The following is a 16,901-nucleotide window of genomic DNA, read 5'->3' on the forward strand; positions in this document are numbered from 1 at the left end:
TAGCGTGGAGGCATGACCGAAGCCGCCCCCGCCCGCCGATCCGCCCTGTCCTGGCCGTGGGCGGTGGGGATCGACGCCGTGCTCGTGATCGTGTTCGCCGCGATCGGACGCGCGAGCCACGAGCACGGCATCGACGCGCTGGGCGTGCTGGAGACGGCCTGGCCGTTCCTTGTGGGGCTCGCGGTCGGCTGGCTCGCGCTCCGGGCCTGGAGGGCGCCCGCCGCGCCGCTGCGCACCGGGGCGGGGCTGGTCGTGATCACCGTCGTGCTGGGGATGGTCCTGCGGGTCGTCAGCGGCGGCACGACCGCGATCGCGTTCATCATCGTCGCCACCGTGACGCTGCTGGTCTTCCTCGTGGGCTGGCGGGGGATCGCCGCGCTCGTCGCCAGGGCGCGCGCTCGCCGCTGAGCCGACGGCGGGATCCGCGCCGGCTCCGGGCGGGCGCTAGGGGGTCGCGCGCTCCAGCTGCGTGATGAGCGCGCGGTGGTCGCTGCCGCCGGTGCCCGCGGGGAGGACGGCGGATCCGGTCGCCCGCCAGTGCGTCGTGGCCATGACATGGTCGATCGGGGCACCGAGGAGCACCGGCACCGACGTCGGCCAGGTGCCGACACCCCCGGAGCCGGAGCGCGATGCCACGTCGCGGCAGGCGCCGAGGTCGCCTCCGTCCGTGCCGAGCCCGCTCATGTGGTCGAGCGTCGCGTTGAAGTCGCCGGCGAGGATCACGTTCTTCCCGGCAGGGCACTGGTCGGCGACCCAGCGCAGATCCCGTGTCCAGTCCGCCATCTCCTCCTGGCGCGGGGCGACCGTGTGCACGGCCACGACGGTGGGCCCGTCGCCCGAGACCGGCATCACGACGGCACTCGGCACCGAGGACGTGTTGCTGGACCCGTCGGCGGAGGAGGGGATGACCGAGTAGTCGCCGAGCGAGGGGGAGATGAGCACCGTGGTCTGCCACGAGTCCGGTCCCTGGGTGACCTCGGGGCGGTACTGCACGTGATGCACCCACATCGGGTGCCCCGCCTCGCGCAGCGTGAGCGCGATCTCCTCGCCCACGGCCTCGGTCGTCTCCGGCAGCGCCACGATGTCGGCCTTCTGGGCGACGATCGTGTTCGCGATATCGCCGGCGGAGACGGCTTCGCCCGCGGTGTTCCAGGCGAGCACGCGCACGCTCGTCGCGGTCTTCTCGGGCAGGGCATCGGCGGTGTCGACGCCGCGCAGCGCGAGGATGGCCGCCGACGCGCCGCCGCCGAGCAGCGCCACGAGCGCGATCGACGCCGCGAAGCCGCGTAGCGGGCGCGCGAGGAGGAGCAGCAGGGCCAGCACGAGGATCGCGCCGAACGCGAGCACGAGCACCGCGCGCGAGGCCACGATCTGCGTGATCGGGAACGTCTGCTCGAGGTGGAAGAACTGCGGCCAGGTCACGACCGCGGTGGCGATCGCGAAGAGGACGGTGAGGAGGATCCCGATCAGTCGAAACATCGCCTTCGAGCCTAGGCGAGCGGATCTGTGAGGGTTCTGGAGTGCAGCCCTGGATCCGCAGAGGACGAGCACGGCGGCGCGGAGCGGTCGGCGGCGGTCCACGGCGCGCGGGGCGGCCCACGGCGGCGCGGGGCGGTCTCCGGGCGTGCGGAATCGCTACGCTCGGAGGATGACCGATGCCGATCCGACGTCACGACCCGCCCTCTTCGACGGGCCGGTCGATCTGCATCTGCATTCGAACCGCTCCGACGGCACGGAGGATCCCGCGACCCTCGTCGAGCGCGCCGCGCACGAGGGGCTGCGCACGATCGCGCTCACCGACCACGACACGACGGCCGGATGGGTGGACGCGGCCGAGGCCGCGACGGCGCACGGCATGACGTTCATCCCGGGTATGGAGCTGTCCGCCAAGGACGGCTGGCGGAGCGTGCACGTCCTGGCGTATCTGTTCGACCCGACGGATCCGGATCTGTCCGCCGAGACCGCCCGTATCCGCGAGGACCGCATCGGCAGGGCCGAACGCATCGTGAAGGGCATCGCACGCGACTATCCGCTGCGCTGGGAGGACGTGCTGGAGCAGACGGATCCCGGCGCGACCGTCGGCCGGCCGCACATCGCGGATGCGCTCGTCGCACGCGGGATCGTGCGCGACCGCGGGGAGGCGTTCGACGGGATCCTGCACCCGCGTCAGGGGTACTACGAAGCCCACTACGCGCCGGATCCGCTCACGGCGATCGAGCTCGTCGTCGGGGCCGGGGGAGTGCCGGTGATCGCGCACCCCGCGGGACGCGAGCGCATGACGGATGCGACCGTGCGGCGTCTCATCGACGCGGGCCTTGCCGGGCTCGAGATCGATCACCGCGAGAACACGGCGGAGGGGCGCGCCTGGCTGCGCGGCATCGCCGCCGAGAACGACCTCATCGTGACCGGATCCAGCGATTATCACGGCGCGGGCAAGCCGAACGTCCCCGGCGAGAACACTACGGATCCGGCGATGCTGCAGCGCATCATCGACAGCGGTTTCGGCTCCGCCCCGGTGTACCCGGTCCGCACCCGGTAACCGGTCCGGTTCGGGGCGCTATCCGCGAAACTGCAACTGGGCGACGAGACTGCACATGTGAAGTGCAGTCTCGTCGCCCAGTTGGAGTCTCGCGGTCAGAGGTGAGCGCAGTGCGGGGACAGGCGCAGGGGCGGGGGAGGCCCGCGGGGTCAGGCCCCGGGCTGCGGGGCGCTGCCGGCGGCGGCACCGCCGGAGGGGCGACGACGGCGGCGGCGACGCTGTGCGGCCGGCTTGCCGTCGTGGTGCTCCGCACCCTGGCCGTCGTGTGTTCCGGAACCCTCGGCGCCGCGATCGGCGTCACCGGATCCGGCGGCCTTGGCGGCGGGAGCCTCCGCACCCTCGGCGAACGTCGATCCGACCTCGTCCTCCGCGTTGCGACGACGGCGGCGGCGGCGCGTGGTGGCGTCGCTCGTGCCCTCGGCAGCCGCGTCGGCGGCGCGCTGCGGCTCGCGCTGCTTGCGGGCGGGCTTCTCGGACACCGGTGCGGTGACCAGGCGGCCCTTGGTGCCGGCCGGGATGTTCAGGTCCTCGTAGAGGTGCGGGCTCGACGAGTAGGTCTCGATGGGGTCGGGCTGGCCGAACTCGAGCGCGCGGTTGATCAGGGCCCACTTGTGCAGGTCCTCCCAGTCCACGAACGTGACCGCGATTCCGGTCTTGCCCGCCCGGCCGGTGCGGCCAGCGCGGTGCAGGTACGTCTTGTCCTCGTCCGGGATCGTGTGGTTGATCACGTGGGTGACGTCGTCGACGTCGATGCCGCGGGCGGCGACGTCGGTCGCGACGAGCACGTCCCTCTTACCCGCCTTGAACGCGGCCATCGAGCGCTCGCGCTGGTCCTGGCCCATGTCGCCGTGCACGCCGCCGACGTTGAAGCCGCGGTCGCTCAGCTCGTCGACCAGGCGCTGCGCCGCGCGCTTCGTGCGCGTGAAGATCACCGTCTTGCCGCGTCCCTCGGCTTGGAGGATGCGGGCGATGACCTCGTCCTTGTCGAGCGAGTGCGCCCGGTAGACGAGGTGCTTGATGTTCGCCTGGGTGAGGCCTTCGTCGGGGTCGTTCGCGCGGATGTGGATCGGGTTCGTCATGAACCGGCGCGCCAGCGCCACGATCGGTCCGGGCATGGTCGCCGAGAACAGTTGCGTGTGGCGCACCGCGGGGACCTTGGAGAAGATCTTCTCGATGTCGGCGAGGAAACCGAGGTCGAGCATCTTGTCGGCCTCGTCGAGCACGACCTCGGTCGCGTGCGAGAGGTCGAGCAGGCGCTGGTTCGCGAGGTCGATGAGGCGGCCGGGGGTGCCGACGACGATCTGCGCGCCGGCCTTGAGCTGGTCGATCTGCCCCTCGTAGGCCTTGCCGCCGTAGATCGCCACCACGCTCGTCGAGCGGTTGCTGGTCAGCAGATCCATGTCCTCGTACACCTGCACCGCGAGCTCGCGGGTCGGCACGACGATGAGCGCCTTGACGCCGTGCTCGGGGTCGACGCCGAGGCGCTGCACCACGGGGATGCCGAAGCCGAAGGTCTTTCCGGTGCCCGTCTTGGCCTGTCCGATGATGTCCTGGCCGGGAAGGCCCAGCGGGATGGTCTGCTCCTGGATCGGGAAGGCGTCGACGATGCCCTTCGCCGCGAGGGCGTCCACGATGTCCTGATCGATGCCGAGATCGGCGAAAGAAGTCACAGTCTTTGATTGCCTGTCCGGCGGGCCTTGCGATCGCGGCGCCGCCTCGTTGATGGGGTCCACGCCGAATCCGTATGCACAGGCGCGGGGCTCCGATCCGTCGCCGGAGCGGGTTCCAGCCTACCGGAGCAGGCCCCCGTCCTCGGGATCGGATCGCGCGGGGCGCGCGCCGCCCCCGATGCGGCCGAGCGGCTCCACTAGGCTGGGCGCGTGGTGAGGTGGTTCTGGCAGCGCGACAAGGCGCCGCGACGCACCCTGGTGCTCCGCTCCCGGGGCGACGTGGGCGACGCGACCCGCGTCGACTTCGCCGAGCTGGCGCCAGAGCTGAACACCTTCCTCGGGCAGGCCGCGTACCTGCAGCTGGGCTACTTCGAGACGCTCACCCGCCTCATCCGCGCAACGGACGATCTGGCGGAGAAGGAGATCCTCTCCCGCGCGGCCGGCGCCGCACTCGCCAAGCACCACGCGATCGTCGCGATCATCGCCGCGCACGGTGACCGGCCGACCGAGGTGATGCTGCCGTTCCGGGAGCAGCTGGATGCATTCCGGCGGAAGACCCTCGGGCCGCGCATCGCGGAGACCATGCTCGCGGTGTATCTGACGGCCGGGATGCTCGACGATTTCTACATCGCGCTCGCGTCCAGCTACGGCGAGATCGGAGCGGAGGTCGCCAGGATCCTCTCCGAGGCCGACGACCGGCACGAGATCGTCGGGATCGTGCAGGCGACGATCGCGAGCGACGAGCAGTGGCGCTCGCTGCTGTCGATGTGGGGACGCCGGCTCGTCGGCGACACGATCCTGGTCGCCAGGGCGGCGCTGCGCCCGCACCTCCCCGGCGCCGAGAACGACCGGCTCGAGCCCGTCTTCACCGAGCTGATGGGCGCGCACGCCCGCCGCATGGACGCGATGGGGCTCGCGTCCTGACGACAGGCCTGCGACGCCCGGCCGTGGCGGTCAGTGCGCGAGGACGCCTTCGCCGAGCACCGCACGAGCAGTGAGCATCCCGCCCGAGAGCGATGCCGAGTCGAAACCCGACTGCGTGAGCAGGCGGTGCGCGATGTGCGAGCGCACTCCGGATCCGCACAGGGCGCGGACGGGGCGGCCCGCTGCGGCGTCGTGCACTTCATCGAGGCGGTCGCGGAGCTCGGTGTGCGGGATGTGCAGCGTACCGGGGAGATGTCCCACGGCGTACTCCGCCGCACTGCGCACGTCGAGGATGAGGGCCTCCGCACGAAGGCGGTCCCAGTCCTGCGCGTACCAGAGCGCGAGCGTGCCGTCGAGGACGTTGACCCCGACCATGCCTGCGAGGTTCACCGGATCCTTCGCGCTGCCGTAGACCGGCGAGTAAGCGAGATCGAGGTCGATGAGATCGGCCGCCGTGAGCCCGGCCCTGATCGCCGTGGCCAGCACGTCGATCCGCTTGTCGACCCCCTCGCGGCCGACGGCCTGCGCACCGAGCAGAAGTCCGTCCCCGCGGCGGATGTGCACCACGAGCGCCATCTGGGCGGCGCCGGGGAAGTACCCGGCGTGCTGCGTGGGGTGCAGATGCAGCGTGTCGGTCTCGATGCCTGCGGCGCTCAGTGCAGCGCTGTTCGCCCCGGTGAGTGCGGCCGTGAGCTCGCCGACGCGGACGATCGCGGTGCCCACGGGGGCGGGCAGCGGCCGCGCCGAGTCGGGGCGGAGGATGTGGTCCGCGATGCCGCGTCCCGCGCGGTTCGCGGGACCGGCCAGAGCGACCGGTCGGCGCAGACCGGTGACGGCATCGACGGAGAGTACTGCGTCGCCGGCGGCGTAGACGTCCGGCAGGTTCGTGCGGCCGTGCTCATCGACGAGGATGGCCCCGCGTTCGCAGGCGACTCCCGCGGCCTCGAAGGCGGCGGTGTCAGGGCGCACGCCGGCCGAGAGCAGGATGATGTCGGCCTCGAGGCGGGTTCCGTCCGCGAGCACGACGGTGTCGTGGTCCTCGTGGTGCTCGACCGATTCGGCGGCGATGCCTGCGCGCCCCCGGATGCCCAGGCGGCGCAGCTCTGCGGCGACCGGAGCCGCGATCTCGGCCTCGAGCGGCGGCAGCACGTGGGGTGCGAGCTCGACGAGCTCGACCTCCAGTCCCTGGCGCCGCAGAGCCTCGGCCGCCTCCACGCCGATGAACCCGGCGCCGAGCACGACGGCACGCCGCGCGGAGGCCTCGGCGCCGGCCTCGATGCGCTCGCGCAGTCGCACCGCGTCCTCGACGGTCCGCAGGGTGCTCACGCGCGGTGAGTCGAGTCCGGGCAGCGGGGGACGCACCGCGACCGCGCCCGGGGCCAGGACGAGGGCGTCGTAGGCGAGCTGCTCGTCGCCCTCGGGACCGCGGACGGTCACGCTCCTGGTGGCGGCGTCGAGCGCGATCACGTCGTGGTGCACGCGCACATCGAGATCGAGTGCCGCGCGCAGGGTCGCCGGCGTCTGCACGAGCAGGCTGCTCTGGTCCTCGATCTCGCCGCCGACGTAGTACGGTAGACCGCAGTTGGCGAAGGAGACGTGCGCGCCGCGCTCGAGCACGACGATCTCCGCGTGCTCGTCCAGGCGGCGGGCGCGCGCGGCTGCGCTCATCCCGGCGGCCACGCCGCCGACGATCACGATCCGCCGCGGCCGGTCTGCCATGGCGGCGCTCATCGCCCGAAGATCCGGGACAGCAGCCCGGCCTTCGCGGGGGCCGCGGCATCGATCTCGGCCTGCGTGTGCCGGCCGTCGCACCACTGCGCCGCGGGCACCGTGCGCTTCACCTCGGACACGTGCTGGCCGCATCCCGCCCAGGTGGTCTTCCCGCACGTCTTGCAGTTCACTGCACGGCACATCTCTGCTCCTCGTCCCGGGCGGTCGTGGATACCCCGGGGAGTATCACCGTAACATACTCCCGGGGGTATGCTGGACGGCATGATCAGCACCGACACGACCCAGGGGATCGCCGAGGAGAGGGCGCGCGCAGCGGCGCACGACCCCGAGGCGGTGCGGAAGATCGCGAACCGCCTGCGCCGTGCGCACGGACAGCTGGCGGCCGTGATCGGCGCCGTGGAATCCGGCGAGGACTGCCGCTCGGTCGTGCAGCAGCTCTCAGCAGTCACGAAGGCGCTGGATCGCGCCGGCTTCCTTGTGATCTCGACGGCGCTGCGCGAGTGCCTGACGGATCCCGGCGCCGAGGGTGCGCCGAACCCGGAGGAGCTGGAGAAGCTGTTCCTCTCGCTCGCGTGATCCATGCCACGCTGCGCGGGTGGGCACGGCGACGCTCAATGGGCGTCGAGCGGCATCCGCTCGAGCCGGCGGGTCAGCCGCCAGGCGATCGCGACGGGGATCACGCCGAGGATCCCGAACGACATGTCGATGAGCTGCCAGCCGAGCGGAATGCCGCGGATCGATCCGGCGATGAGCGCGAGCGGAACGATCCCCGCGCAGGCGATCACGCCGAACTGGATAACCCAGATGTTGCGCACCGGGTCGATCAGCGGTCCGATGAACACCACGGCGATGACGAGGTGCGCGAATGCCAGCCAGTCCGTGCCATAGGCGATGAACGGGTACCGGGCGCCCGTGTCGGCGAGTGCTGCGGCCACGCGGTCCACCCAGCCGACCGCGTCGGGAAGGATCGAGGGCAGAGGCGTGCCGGCGAGGGTTTGCGCGGCGAGGTGAAGCTCCTCGCGAAGCGGGAAGGCGGTGACGCCGCTGACCACGAGCCCGGCGATCAGGATGCCGAGGCAGATTCGGATCCGGCGCAGCGTGCGCGCGCGACCACCGCCGGAGGAGGCGGCCACCCTCGGCTCAGACCCCGAGCTCGGCGCGGCGCACGGCGTCGCCGTGTCGGCGCACCCGCGTGAGGATCATGCCGACGGCCGCGGAGACCACGACGGCGCCGCCCAGAGCGAGCAGCCACAGCCACACGCTCGACTCCTTGAGCCCGGCCCACTGTCCGAGCGCATAGGCCGCGGCCGCGACGGCGGTGGCGACCGCAGGGACGAGGGCCACTCCGCGCAGATCCCGGTGAGGGATCGCGTAGTGCACCACGACGCCGAGCGCGCAGGCGGCGATCAGCGCGAGCAGGATGTACACGCCGCCGGCCTCGGGTCAGGCCACGAAGCCGACGCGGCGGGACTCCTCGGTCCCGAGCTCCACGTAGCCGAGGTTCGCGGTCGGCACGATGTAGGAGTTGCCCTTGGTGTCGCTCAGCGAGAGGTGGCTCGCGCCCTGGTCGAGGGCGCCGGCGATCTGCGCGCGCACCTCGTCCGCGGAGGCCGAGGTCTCGAAGTTGAGCTCACGGCCGGTGTTGATGATGCCGATGCGGATCTCCACGGGAATGCTCCTTGAAAGGTTGAGGTCTCGTCACTCTATCGCGGGGTCCGCAGGGCGGGACCGCGTGTGCCGCGGTGTTCGCCGACGGCGATTGCCAGCGCGACCACAAGTCCGGATCCGGGTCGCCATCCGGCCTCTGCACACAGCGATGTCGGTTGCGCCAGATAGCGTGGGAGCATGCCCGCACAGCCCGCCCCCACCGCTGCGCAGGCGGCGGTGATCGACGCGCCCTCGGCGGCGGTCGGCACGGTGATCGGCGCGCCGGGCACCGGCAAGACGCACGCTCTCGTGGAGCGGATCGCGGCGCTCATCGAGAGCGGCCTCGCCCCCGAGCAGGTGCTCGCGCTGACCCCCAACAGACAGGCCGCCACCGCGCTGCGCGACCGGGTAGGCGTGCGCGTGCGCGTGGCGACGCCGGGCCCGCTCGCGCGGTCCCTCGGGTCATTCGCCTTCCAGCTGGTGCGCGGCACGATGGTGCACGCGGGGCAGGAGCCACCCGCGCTGCTGACCGGCGCGGATCAGGACCGCATCATCGCGGATCTGCTCGCCGGAGAGGTGGAGGACGAGGGTGCGGGGATGCGCAGCCGCTGGCCGGAGAACCTCGGCGCGGCGGTGCGCTCGTCGCGGGCGTTCCGTTCCGAGCTGCGCGCGTTCCTCGCCGAGTGCACCGAACTCGGCGTCACCCCGGCCGAGCTGGAGCGGTCGGAGCGTCCGGCCTGGCGCGCGGTCGGATCCTTCGCCCTGTCGTATCGGAGCGTGCTCGACCGCGCCCGCGCCGCGCACCGCGACGCCGCGGATCTGCTGGCGGAGGCCGCCGCGATCCTGCGCGCTGCAGAGCCGGAGATGCTGGGCCCGCTCGGCCGGCTGCGCGTGGTGCTCATCGATGACGCGCAGGAGCTGACCGCGGGCGGGGTGGCCCTCGTCGCGGCGCTCCGCACCCGCGGGATCGCCGTTCTCGCCTTCGGGGATCCGGACATCTCCTCGGGGGCGTTCCGCGGCGCAGGCCCCGAACTGTTCGCGAGCCTCGTGGCGATGCTCGGCGACGTGCATGTGCTCGACGAAGCGCACCGGCAGGATCCGCCGCTCACCGCGCTCACCCGCACCGTGGTGCAGACGATCGGAGCCTCGGGGCGGATCGAGCATCGTCGCGCTCCTGGTTCCGCGGCGGCCGATGCCCCCGGCGACGCGCTGCAGGCGTTCATCGCGCCGTCGCCGCACGAGGAGCACGACCTCATCGCGCGCACACTGCGGGAGTGGCACCTGCTCCACGGCATCGGCTGGGAGCGCATGGCGGTGATCGCGCACGACACCCGCCAGGTCGCCGCCCTCGAGGCCGAGCTGGCCGCCCGCGAGGTGCCGACCCGCGCGGCGGGCGTGCAGCGCCCGCTCGGCAGCGAGACGGTCGTCCGCGACATCGTGGGGATCGTGCGGCTGGCGCTCGCCGAGCCGGCGGAGCGGGATCCGCAGCTGCTGGCGGAGGCATTGCGCACACCGTTCGGCGGGCTCGACGGCGTGGGACTGCGGCGACTGCGCGCGCGGTTGCGGCACCTCGAGCTGGAGGCCGGCGGATCCGCCCCGGCACGACTGCTGCTGCGCGACGGCATCGCCGAACCCGCCAGGCTCGCCCGGCTGGACACCGCTGAGGCCCGTGTCGCAGACCGGTTCGGCACCGTGCTGCACGAGGTGCGCGAAGCCCGGCAGCGCGGGGAGACGATCCATGAGCTGCTCTGGCGGGTGTGGGACTCCTCGCGCGCCGCCGACGGCCGGCGCCTCGCGCTCGCGTGGCAGGACGCGGCGAGCTCGCCCTCCGGCGCCGAGACCGCGCGCGCACTGGACGCCCTGGTCGCCCTGTTCGACGCGGCGAAGCGCTCGGTCGAGCGCGCGCCGGAGAAGGGTCCTGAGGCGTTCATCCACGACATCCTCGACAGCGAGGTGCCGGAGGACTCCCTGTCCGCTCCCGAGCGTCCGGCCACGGTCACCCTGATGACGCCCGCGACCGCGCTCGGCACGGAGTTCGACGCCGTCGTGATCGCCGGCGCGCAGGACGGCGTCTGGCCGAACGTGCGGCTGCGCGGCGGACTGCTGGAGACCTGGCGGCTCGGCGAGGCGGTCGCCGCTGCCCGCTCGGGCGAGCCGGAGCACGAGCACTCCACGCTCGACCGGCGTCGGGCGGCGCTGCACGACGAGCTGCGGCTCTTCGTCCGGGCGCTCTCCCGCGCACGCCACAGGCTTCTGGTCACGGCGGTCGACGACGACGACCAGAGCCCGAGCGCGTTCTTCGGCTTCCTGCCGGATCCGCTGCCGCCTCAGGATCGGCACGCGCATCCGTTGACACTGCGCGGTCTGGTCGCGAAGCACCGCAGGGTGCTGACCACCTCGACGGATCAGGTCGCACGTGCCGAGGCGGCGGGACAGTTGCGTCTGCTGGCCGAGGCCGATGTCCCCGGTGCGGATCCGGACGAGTGGTTCGGCGTGCGCCCTCCGTCCGATGAGCGACCTCTGCGCGACCTCGAGACCGGATCCGTGCCGGTCTCGCCCTCGCGGCTCGAGGCGTTCGAGGAGTGCGGGGTGAACTGGGTCGTGTCCGCGCTCGGCGGCGACACGGTCGCACCGCCGTCGGCCGGGATCGGCACGATCGTGCACGCGGCGATGGAGCACGTGCCGGACGGCGATCTGGAGGCCATGCGCCGCATCCTCGACGAGCGCTGGGGCGAGCTCGACTTCGAGACGCCGTGGATCGATGCCAAGGAGCGCCGCAGGGCCGACCTCTACCTGCAGCGACTGCACGACTATCTGGTCGAGGTGCGACGCGAGGGCGGAAGGGTGGTCTCCTCGGAGGGCGGATTCCGGTTCGCCGTCGACCTCGCCGCCGAACCCGCCGCGCACCCCGTCGATGCGGAGAAGCCCGCCCAGCAGGCGGTCGTCAGCGGCTACATCGACCGTGTCGAGTCCTATCCGGCCGGCGGTGGGGAGCACGAGGCCGCCCGCGGGCGCACCTGGAACACGATGGCGGACGGCGCAGGGGGAGAGCGCGTGGTGGTGGTGGATCTGAAGACGGGCAAGTACGAGCCGGGGACGGAGGCGCTCGTGGCAGAACACGCCCAGCTGGCCGCGTATCAGCTCGCGGTCGAACAGGGGCAGGTCGAGGACGCGGATCCCGCCGCGCTCGCCGGCGCTCGCCTCGTGCTCGTCGCGCAGACCATCGGGCAGAGCCCCTACCGCGTCGCGCACCAGCACCGACTGGGCGATGACGCGCGGGCCGCCTTCCTGGAGCGCGTGGCCGAGGCCGGGCGCGGCATGGCCGCGTCGAGTTTCACGGCCCAGGTCGAGGCGCACTGCGCCGACACCCAGGTGCGGATCAGCCCGTGCCGTATCCACACGATCCCGGCGGTGAGCGCGTGAGCGGCGCGGGGGAGCAGGCCGTCGCAGACGCCTCGGTGGTGGATGACGGCGGGCTCGGCGCCTGGGAGGGCGGCCACGGCATCGCCGCCACCGACATCTCGGCGGCCCTCGGGCTGCCCACGCCGACCCTGGCGCAGCAGCGGGTGATCGAGGCGCCTCCCACGCCGGCGCTCGTCGTCGCGGGTGCGGGCAGCGGCAAGACCGAGACCATGTCGGGCCGCGTGGTCTGGCTCGTCGCGAACGGGCTCGTCGCGCGGGACGAGATCCTCGGTCTCACCTTCACCCGCAAGGCCGCCGGCGAGCTCGCCGAGCGGATCGCGCTGCGCCTCGACCGCATCGACGAGTACGGCCATCGCGGCCTGCTGCCCCATCTTCCCGAGATCGTCCGCACCGGCGCGCTCGACCGGGTCTCCGCGGCGGCGACCCCCGCACAGCGCGCGGTCGTGCAGCGCGAGGTGCTGGACGAACTCGCCATGCGATTCGACACCGGCTGGGATCCGGCGGCGCCCCGCGCCGCGGAGGACCTCATCATCCGGCCCCGCGTGTCGACGTACAACGCGTTCGCGGACGGCATCGTGCGCGAGCACGCGGCGCACATCGGACGGGATCCCGACTCCGCGATGCTCAGCCAGTCGGCGTCGTGGCTCATCGCCCGCGCCGTCGTGCTGCGCGCGGATCTTCCGGGGCTCGACGAGGTGGACCGCTCGCTGAACGGCGTGATCGACGCCGTCCAGCGCCTCGCGGGCGACGTGCTCGACCATCGCGTCGACCTGGAGGCGATGGTCCGCATCGCGGTCGAGCAGGCCCACGATTTCGAGCCCTATCGCGGCAACGCCGACGTGGCCAAGGCCGTGGAGAACCTCCGGACGATGCCGATCCTCGCGGATCTGGTCCGCGAGTACATCGCGGAGAAGGGGCGCCGCGGCGTCCTCGACTTCGCCGACCAGGTCGGCGGCGCGTTCGACATCGTGCAGGCGTCCTCCGACGTGCGCGCGGAGCTGCGCGCGCAGCACCGGGTCGTCCTGCTGGACGAGTACCAGGACACCTCCGTGATCCAGACCCGGTTCCTTGCCGCACTGTTCCGCGACGGCGCAGTGATGGCGGTGGGGGACCCGCACCAGTCCATCTACGGGTGGCGCGGCGCGAGCGCCGACAACCTGTACGCGTTCGGGCGCACCTTCGCCGCGGAGCGGACCGCCGAGACGTACAGCCTGATGACCAGCTGGCGCAACGACGAGCGGATCCTCGACGTGGCCAACCGCCTGCTGCTCCCGCTCCAGCGCCCTGGGCTCGACGTCCCGGCTCTCGAACCGCGTCCGGGATCCGGCGCGGGCCGGGTGCAGGTGCAGTACGGCGAGACCGCGGACGACGAGGCCGCGGCGGTCGCGACGTGGTTCGCCGAGCGCCGCGCCGCGCACGACGAGGCGCAGGCGGGACGCCCGCACGAGGCTCGTCAACATACCGGGGCGATCCTGTTCCGCTCCAAGCGGCACATGCAGACGTTCGCGGGAGCCCTTGCCGCTCAGGGGATCCCGCACCGCATCCTCGGCCTCGGCGGGCTCCTGGCGACGCCCGAGGTCGTCGATGTGGTGTCGGCGCTGCGGGTGATCCACGATCCGACCGCGGGATCGGCGCTGATCCGCCTCCTCGTCGGGCCGCGCTTCGCGATCGGCGTCGCCGACATGGCAGCGCTGTACGATCTGGCGCGCGAGCTCGCCGTGCGGGACGGCTCGCTCGCGCCACTGACCGACGAGCTCAAGCAGCGCCTGCGCTCCTCGCGCGGCGCCGACGAGGCCGTCTCGATCGTCGATGCCGTCGACTTCGTGCGCTCCGCCCGCGACGACTACCGGCTGCTGGAGCGGATCAGCCCCACCGGCCGCGCGAGGCTGCGCGCGGCGGGCGAGATGCTGGAGCGACTGCGCCGTGCCGCGGGCCAGCCGATCCTCGAGCTCATCCGCACGATCGAGACGGAGCTGCGGCTGGACATCGAGCTCGCCGTGAACGAGACGCGAGGCCCGGCGAGGGTCGCGGCGACCCAGCTGCGCGCCTTCGGCGACGAGGTGCGAGCGTTCCTCGTCGCGGACGACCGCGGCACGATCTCGAGCCTGCTCGCCTGGCTGGACAAGACCGAGATGACGGACGAGCTCATGCCCCGCACCGAGCCGCCGGAGCCCGGCGTGGTGCAGCTGCTCACGATCCACGGTTCCAAGGGCCTGGAGTGGGACGCGGTTGCGGTGGTGCGGCTCGTCGAGGACGAGCTGCCGGGACGGATCTCCGACGCGCAGGGCTGGTTCGGGTTCGGGGTGGTGCCGTTCGCACTGCGCGGCGACTGCGACGCGCTGCCGCGGTTCACCTGGGATCCGCAATCGGCCGGGGACGCCGTCGGCGACGACCCCCGCAAGCGCGAGAAGGCGGCCCTCGACTCGCTCGCCGCGGGCGTCACCAAGGCCTACCCGCACGGCGGCGCGCTCCGCCGGTTCAAGGACGACTACCGCGACTACCAGCGCGCCGAGGAGCGCCGGCTCGCTTACGTGGCCGTCACCCGGGCGCGCACCGATCTGCTCCTGACCGGCTCGCACTGGTCAGGGCAGAAGAACATGCGCAAGCCCAGTCCCTACCTGCTGGATGCGATCGACGAGCTCGGCCTCGACCCCCTGCCCGGCCCGGAGTCCGAGGACAACCCGTACGAGGGCACGGCCCGCACGAGCGTGTGGCCGATGGATCCGCTCGGCGGGCGCAGGGATCGGGTCGCGGGCGCGGCCGAGGACGTGCGCCGCGCGATGGCGGATCCGGAGACCCCGGCACCGAGCGAGGAGCTCGAGCGACTGCTCGCCGAGCGGGCGGCCCGCCAGCGCGGGACGATCGCCGACGCGCCCACGCGCGTACCCGCCTCACGCTTCAAGGACTACGTCACCGACTACGGCGGCACGATCCGCACGATCGCCCGGCCCATGCCGGAACGCCCCTACCGGCAGACCCGGCTCGGCACGCTCTTCCACGCGTGGGTCGAGCACCGCTCGGGATCCGTCGGCGTCGGAACCTCTCTGGACGACGCGCTGTGGGATCTGGACGACGATCTCGCCTCGCTGTCCGGGGGAGAAGCGAGCCCTGCCGGCGTGGCAGGGGACGAGATCGCCCGCGCGGATGCCGAAGACCTCGCGCGCCTGCGGGAGATCTTCGAGCGCAGCGAATGGGCGTCGCTCCAGCCGATCGCCGTGGAGACCGAGATCGACTTCGCCCTGCCCGTCGGCGAGGGCGAGCCCGCGCGCATCGTGATCTGCAAGCTCGACGCCGTCTACCGGCGCGAGGACCGGGGCGGACGGATCGAGATCGTCGACTGGAAGACCGGCAGGCCCCCGGCGACCGCGGCCGAGCGCGAGGAGCGCATGCTGCAGCTGGCGCTGTACCGGCTCGCCTACCACCGCCGGTTCGGCGTGCCCCTGGACGAGATCGACGTGGCGCTGTTCTACGTCGCCGACGACCTCGTGCTGCGGGGCGACGTCGTCTACTCGGAGGAGGCGCTGGTCCAGCGCTGGAACGCGGCTCGCGCCGCGCGGTGAGCCTCGGCGACGTCGGGGTCGGAGCCCGCGATGCCGCCCTCGCTCGGCAGCAGCGTGCCGGGGCGCGCCGGGCGATCCTCGTCCTCATCCTCGTCCGGGAGGCTGCCGCGAGGGTCGCTGTCGGTGGAGGAGAAGGACTCGCGCAGGTCGCCGAGATCCTCGGTGGCGTTCGGATCCAGGTCCGGGATCGCACCGGTCGCCGTCAGATCCTCCCGCGCGGCATCGTCCGCTGCAGGATCCTGCTCGCCCTGCTCCGAGGCCTCGGCCTCGGAGCGAGTGCCGCCGCGCGGCCCGAAGGCGGAGGTGTCGTCCATCGAGATCCCGGCGAACGCGCTCGCGTCGTAGGTGTCGGTCTGCATCGAGGTGTCGATCCTGGTCGCGCCTGTGGCGGGTACGCGGTCCAGGGCGGACATCGCCTCGTCCACGCCGGCGCCGGCTCCCGCGCGCGGGGCCAGGTCGTCGTGGACACCGTCGGCGAGGGCGTCCAGCAGCTGTGCGGCGTCGTCGACGATGTCCGCGCGGTGCGTGTCGTGCCCGTGCAGCAGCCAGCGCGCCAGCTCGAGCTCGGCGAGCAGACGCGCCCGCGGGGAGAGACCTTCGTCGGGGGCGCGCAGCGTCGCCGACGCGTAGGCGTCGAGCACGTCGGAGCGCGCGTCGGCAGCCATGGTCAGCCAGGCGAGGTCGACGGCGGGGTCGCCGATCGACAGTGCATGCCAGCCCACGACGCCGGTGACCCGGGGGCCGCGCTCGTCGTCGTCCGCGAACAGGAAAGACTCCGCATGCGCGCCACCCAGAGTGACTGCGGATTCGAAGCGCCACAGGTCGTCGGCCTCGACGGCCTCGCGCCAGCGGACCGTGAGACGCGCCGAGACTCGTCCGGTCGAGGCGGCCCGATCGATGAGGACGCGTACGTCCTCGCGGGCCTCGGCCGGCGTCCGCTCGGCCAGGCCGGCGTTGCGCACGACGGAGACGGGCAGCGCGTGCACGCCGGCGATCGCCTTGCCGATCGCGACGGCGGCGCCGGGGCCGGACGGCACGTCCGCGGCGTCGATCTGGAAGCCGGGCAACAGCGTGGTGACCAGGGCGCGCGTGTCTCCGACGCGTCCGTCGCCGAGGTGCTCCGGTGCGGCGAAGCGCAGCATCGAGCGCGCGCCGGGCGTGAGCGCGCGCAGCGCCAGGCTCTCCTTGGCGAGTTCGGAGGCGGTCTCGTCGTCGTTCGACGCGCGGATCGCGACCTCGGTGCCGTCGGCCAGCGTCGCCACGGCGGAGTCGAAACGGGCGTCGCCGTCGGACGAGAGGGCACGGGCGCCGACGACATCGGCTCCGGGCACCGCCGCCGTGACCGCCGCGGCTAGAGTGAAGGGTGAGCGAGCCATGTCACCAGGGTAGGTCGAGCCTCGTCCGCAC

Annotated in this window: 14 protein-coding genes; 6 read left to right on the forward strand and 8 right to left on the reverse strand. The window is 72.8% G+C overall.

Annotation, left to right across the window (positions count from 1 at the left end; all coding sequences use genetic code 11):
* Positions 1-12 precede the first annotated feature (12 nt).
* Positions 13-408, forward strand: coding sequence for a DUF3054 domain-containing protein (locus RS86_RS10845; RefSeq protein WP_045272247.1), 396 nt, complete (start codon positions 13-15; stop codon positions 406-408).
* 36 nt (positions 409-444) lie between these two features.
* On the opposite strand, the gene RS86_RS10850 is transcribed toward RS86_RS10845, so the two are convergent.
* The gene (locus RS86_RS10850; RefSeq protein ID WP_045272248.1) at positions 445-1,479 is read right to left on the reverse strand and encodes an endonuclease/exonuclease/phosphatase family protein; all 1,035 of its coding nucleotides are present in this window, start codon (positions 1,477-1,479) and stop codon (positions 445-447) included.
* A gap of 169 nt (positions 1,480-1,648) precedes the next feature.
* On the opposite strand from RS86_RS10850, the gene RS86_RS10855 reads away from it, so the two are divergent.
* Complete coding sequence (locus RS86_RS10855; RefSeq protein WP_045272249.1) at positions 1,649-2,539, forward strand: PHP domain-containing protein; 891 nt, start codon at positions 1,649-1,651, stop codon at positions 2,537-2,539.
* 149 nt (positions 2,540-2,688) lie between these two features.
* Here the strand turns inward: RS86_RS10855 and RS86_RS10860 are convergent, their stop codons facing one another.
* A complete protein-coding gene (locus tag RS86_RS10860; RefSeq protein WP_045272250.1) occupies positions 2,689-4,209 on the reverse strand; it encodes a DEAD/DEAH box helicase in 1,521 nt (506 codons plus the stop codon).
* A gap of 210 nt (positions 4,210-4,419) precedes the next feature.
* Here RS86_RS10860 and RS86_RS10865 point away from each other — a divergent pair, with 210 nt between their 5' ends.
* Positions 4,420-5,133, forward strand: coding sequence for a ferritin-like fold-containing protein (locus RS86_RS10865; RefSeq protein ID WP_045272251.1), 714 nt, complete (start codon positions 4,420-4,422; stop codon positions 5,131-5,133).
* 30 nt (positions 5,134-5,163) lie between these two features.
* Here the strand turns inward: RS86_RS10865 and RS86_RS10870 are convergent, their stop codons facing one another.
* On the reverse strand, positions 5,164-6,864 hold the full coding sequence (locus RS86_RS10870) for an FAD-dependent oxidoreductase (protein WP_235281746.1): 1,701 nt from the start codon (positions 6,862-6,864) through the stop codon (positions 5,164-5,166).
* Positions 6,861-7,046, reverse strand: coding sequence for a hypothetical protein (locus tag RS86_RS10875; protein WP_045272252.1), 186 nt, complete (start codon positions 7,044-7,046; stop codon positions 6,861-6,863). Before RS86_RS10875 ends, RS86_RS10870 begins: the two co-directional genes overlap by 4 nt.
* A gap of 79 nt (positions 7,047-7,125) precedes the next feature.
* Between RS86_RS10875 and RS86_RS10880 the strand changes: the two genes are divergently transcribed.
* Positions 7,126-7,440 carry a metal-sensitive transcriptional regulator gene (locus RS86_RS10880; protein ID WP_045272362.1) on the forward strand — a complete coding sequence of 105 codons (315 nt, stop codon included), beginning with the start codon at positions 7,126-7,128 and terminating at the stop codon, positions 7,438-7,440.
* A 35-nt stretch (positions 7,441-7,475) separates the two neighbouring features.
* Here the strand turns inward: RS86_RS10880 and RS86_RS10885 are convergent, their stop codons facing one another.
* The 3 genes from RS86_RS10885 to RS86_RS10895 are packed head-to-tail and all read right to left on the reverse strand — an operon-like array spanning position 7,476 to position 8,532.
* Positions 7,476-7,997, reverse strand: coding sequence for a hypothetical protein (locus RS86_RS10885; protein WP_045272253.1), 522 nt, complete (start codon positions 7,995-7,997; stop codon positions 7,476-7,478).
* A gap of 7 nt (positions 7,998-8,004) precedes the next feature.
* Complete coding sequence (locus tag RS86_RS10890) at positions 8,005-8,292, reverse strand: hypothetical protein (protein ID WP_045272254.1); 288 nt, start codon at positions 8,290-8,292, stop codon at positions 8,005-8,007.
* 15 nt (positions 8,293-8,307) lie between these two features.
* Positions 8,308-8,532, reverse strand: coding sequence for a DUF3107 domain-containing protein (locus RS86_RS10895; protein WP_045272255.1), 225 nt, complete (start codon positions 8,530-8,532; stop codon positions 8,308-8,310).
* Between the two features lie 177 nt (positions 8,533-8,709).
* Between RS86_RS10895 and RS86_RS10900 the strand changes: the two genes are divergently transcribed.
* Both RS86_RS10900 and RS86_RS10905 read left to right on the forward strand, forming a co-directional pair.
* Positions 8,710-11,934 carry an ATP-dependent DNA helicase gene (locus RS86_RS10900; RefSeq protein ID WP_045272256.1) on the forward strand — a complete coding sequence of 1,075 codons (3,225 nt, stop codon included), beginning with the start codon at positions 8,710-8,712 and terminating at the stop codon, positions 11,932-11,934.
* A gap of 38 nt (positions 11,935-11,972) precedes the next feature.
* On the forward strand, positions 11,973-15,494 hold the full coding sequence (locus RS86_RS10905) for an ATP-dependent DNA helicase (protein ID WP_235281758.1): 3,522 nt from the start codon (positions 11,973-11,975) through the stop codon (positions 15,492-15,494).
* On the opposite strand, the gene RS86_RS10910 is transcribed toward RS86_RS10905, so the two are convergent.
* On the reverse strand, positions 15,440-16,870 hold the full coding sequence (locus tag RS86_RS10910; protein WP_045272257.1) for a phosphotransferase: 1,431 nt from the start codon (positions 16,868-16,870) through the stop codon (positions 15,440-15,442). The two genes, RS86_RS10905 and RS86_RS10910, sit on opposite strands and share 55 nt — an antisense overlap.
* Between the last annotated feature and the right edge of the window lie 31 nt (positions 16,871-16,901).

It is taken from the genome of Microbacterium azadirachtae, assembly GCF_000956505.1.
Taxonomy (GTDB): Bacteria; Actinomycetota; Actinomycetes; order Actinomycetales; family Microbacteriaceae; genus Microbacterium; species Microbacterium azadirachtae_A.

Coding starts and splice junctions, on each gene's coding strand:
- RS86_RS10845 (WP_045272247.1), top strand. CDS start 13: ATGACCGAAGCCGCCCCCGCCCGCCGATCCGCCCTGTCCTGGCCGTGG.
- RS86_RS10850 (WP_045272248.1), bottom strand. CDS start 1,479: ATGTTTCGACTGATCGGGATCCTCCTCACCGTCCTCTTCGCGATCGCC.
- RS86_RS10855 (WP_045272249.1), top strand. CDS start 1,649: ATGACCGATGCCGATCCGACGTCACGACCCGCCCTCTTCGACGGGCCG.
- RS86_RS10870 (WP_235281746.1), bottom strand. CDS start 6,864: ATGAGCGCCGCCATGGCAGACCGGCCGCGGCGGATCGTGATCGTCGGC.
- RS86_RS10875 (WP_045272252.1), bottom strand. CDS start 7,046: ATGTGCCGTGCAGTGAACTGCAAGACGTGCGGGAAGACCACCTGGGCG.
- RS86_RS10880 (WP_045272362.1), top strand. CDS start 7,126: ATGATCAGCACCGACACGACCCAGGGGATCGCCGAGGAGAGGGCGCGC.
- RS86_RS10900 (WP_045272256.1), top strand. CDS start 8,710: ATGCCCGCACAGCCCGCCCCCACCGCTGCGCAGGCGGCGGTGATCGAC.
- RS86_RS10910 (WP_045272257.1), bottom strand. CDS start 16,870: ATGGCTCGCTCACCCTTCACTCTAGCCGCGGCGGTCACGGCGGCGGTG.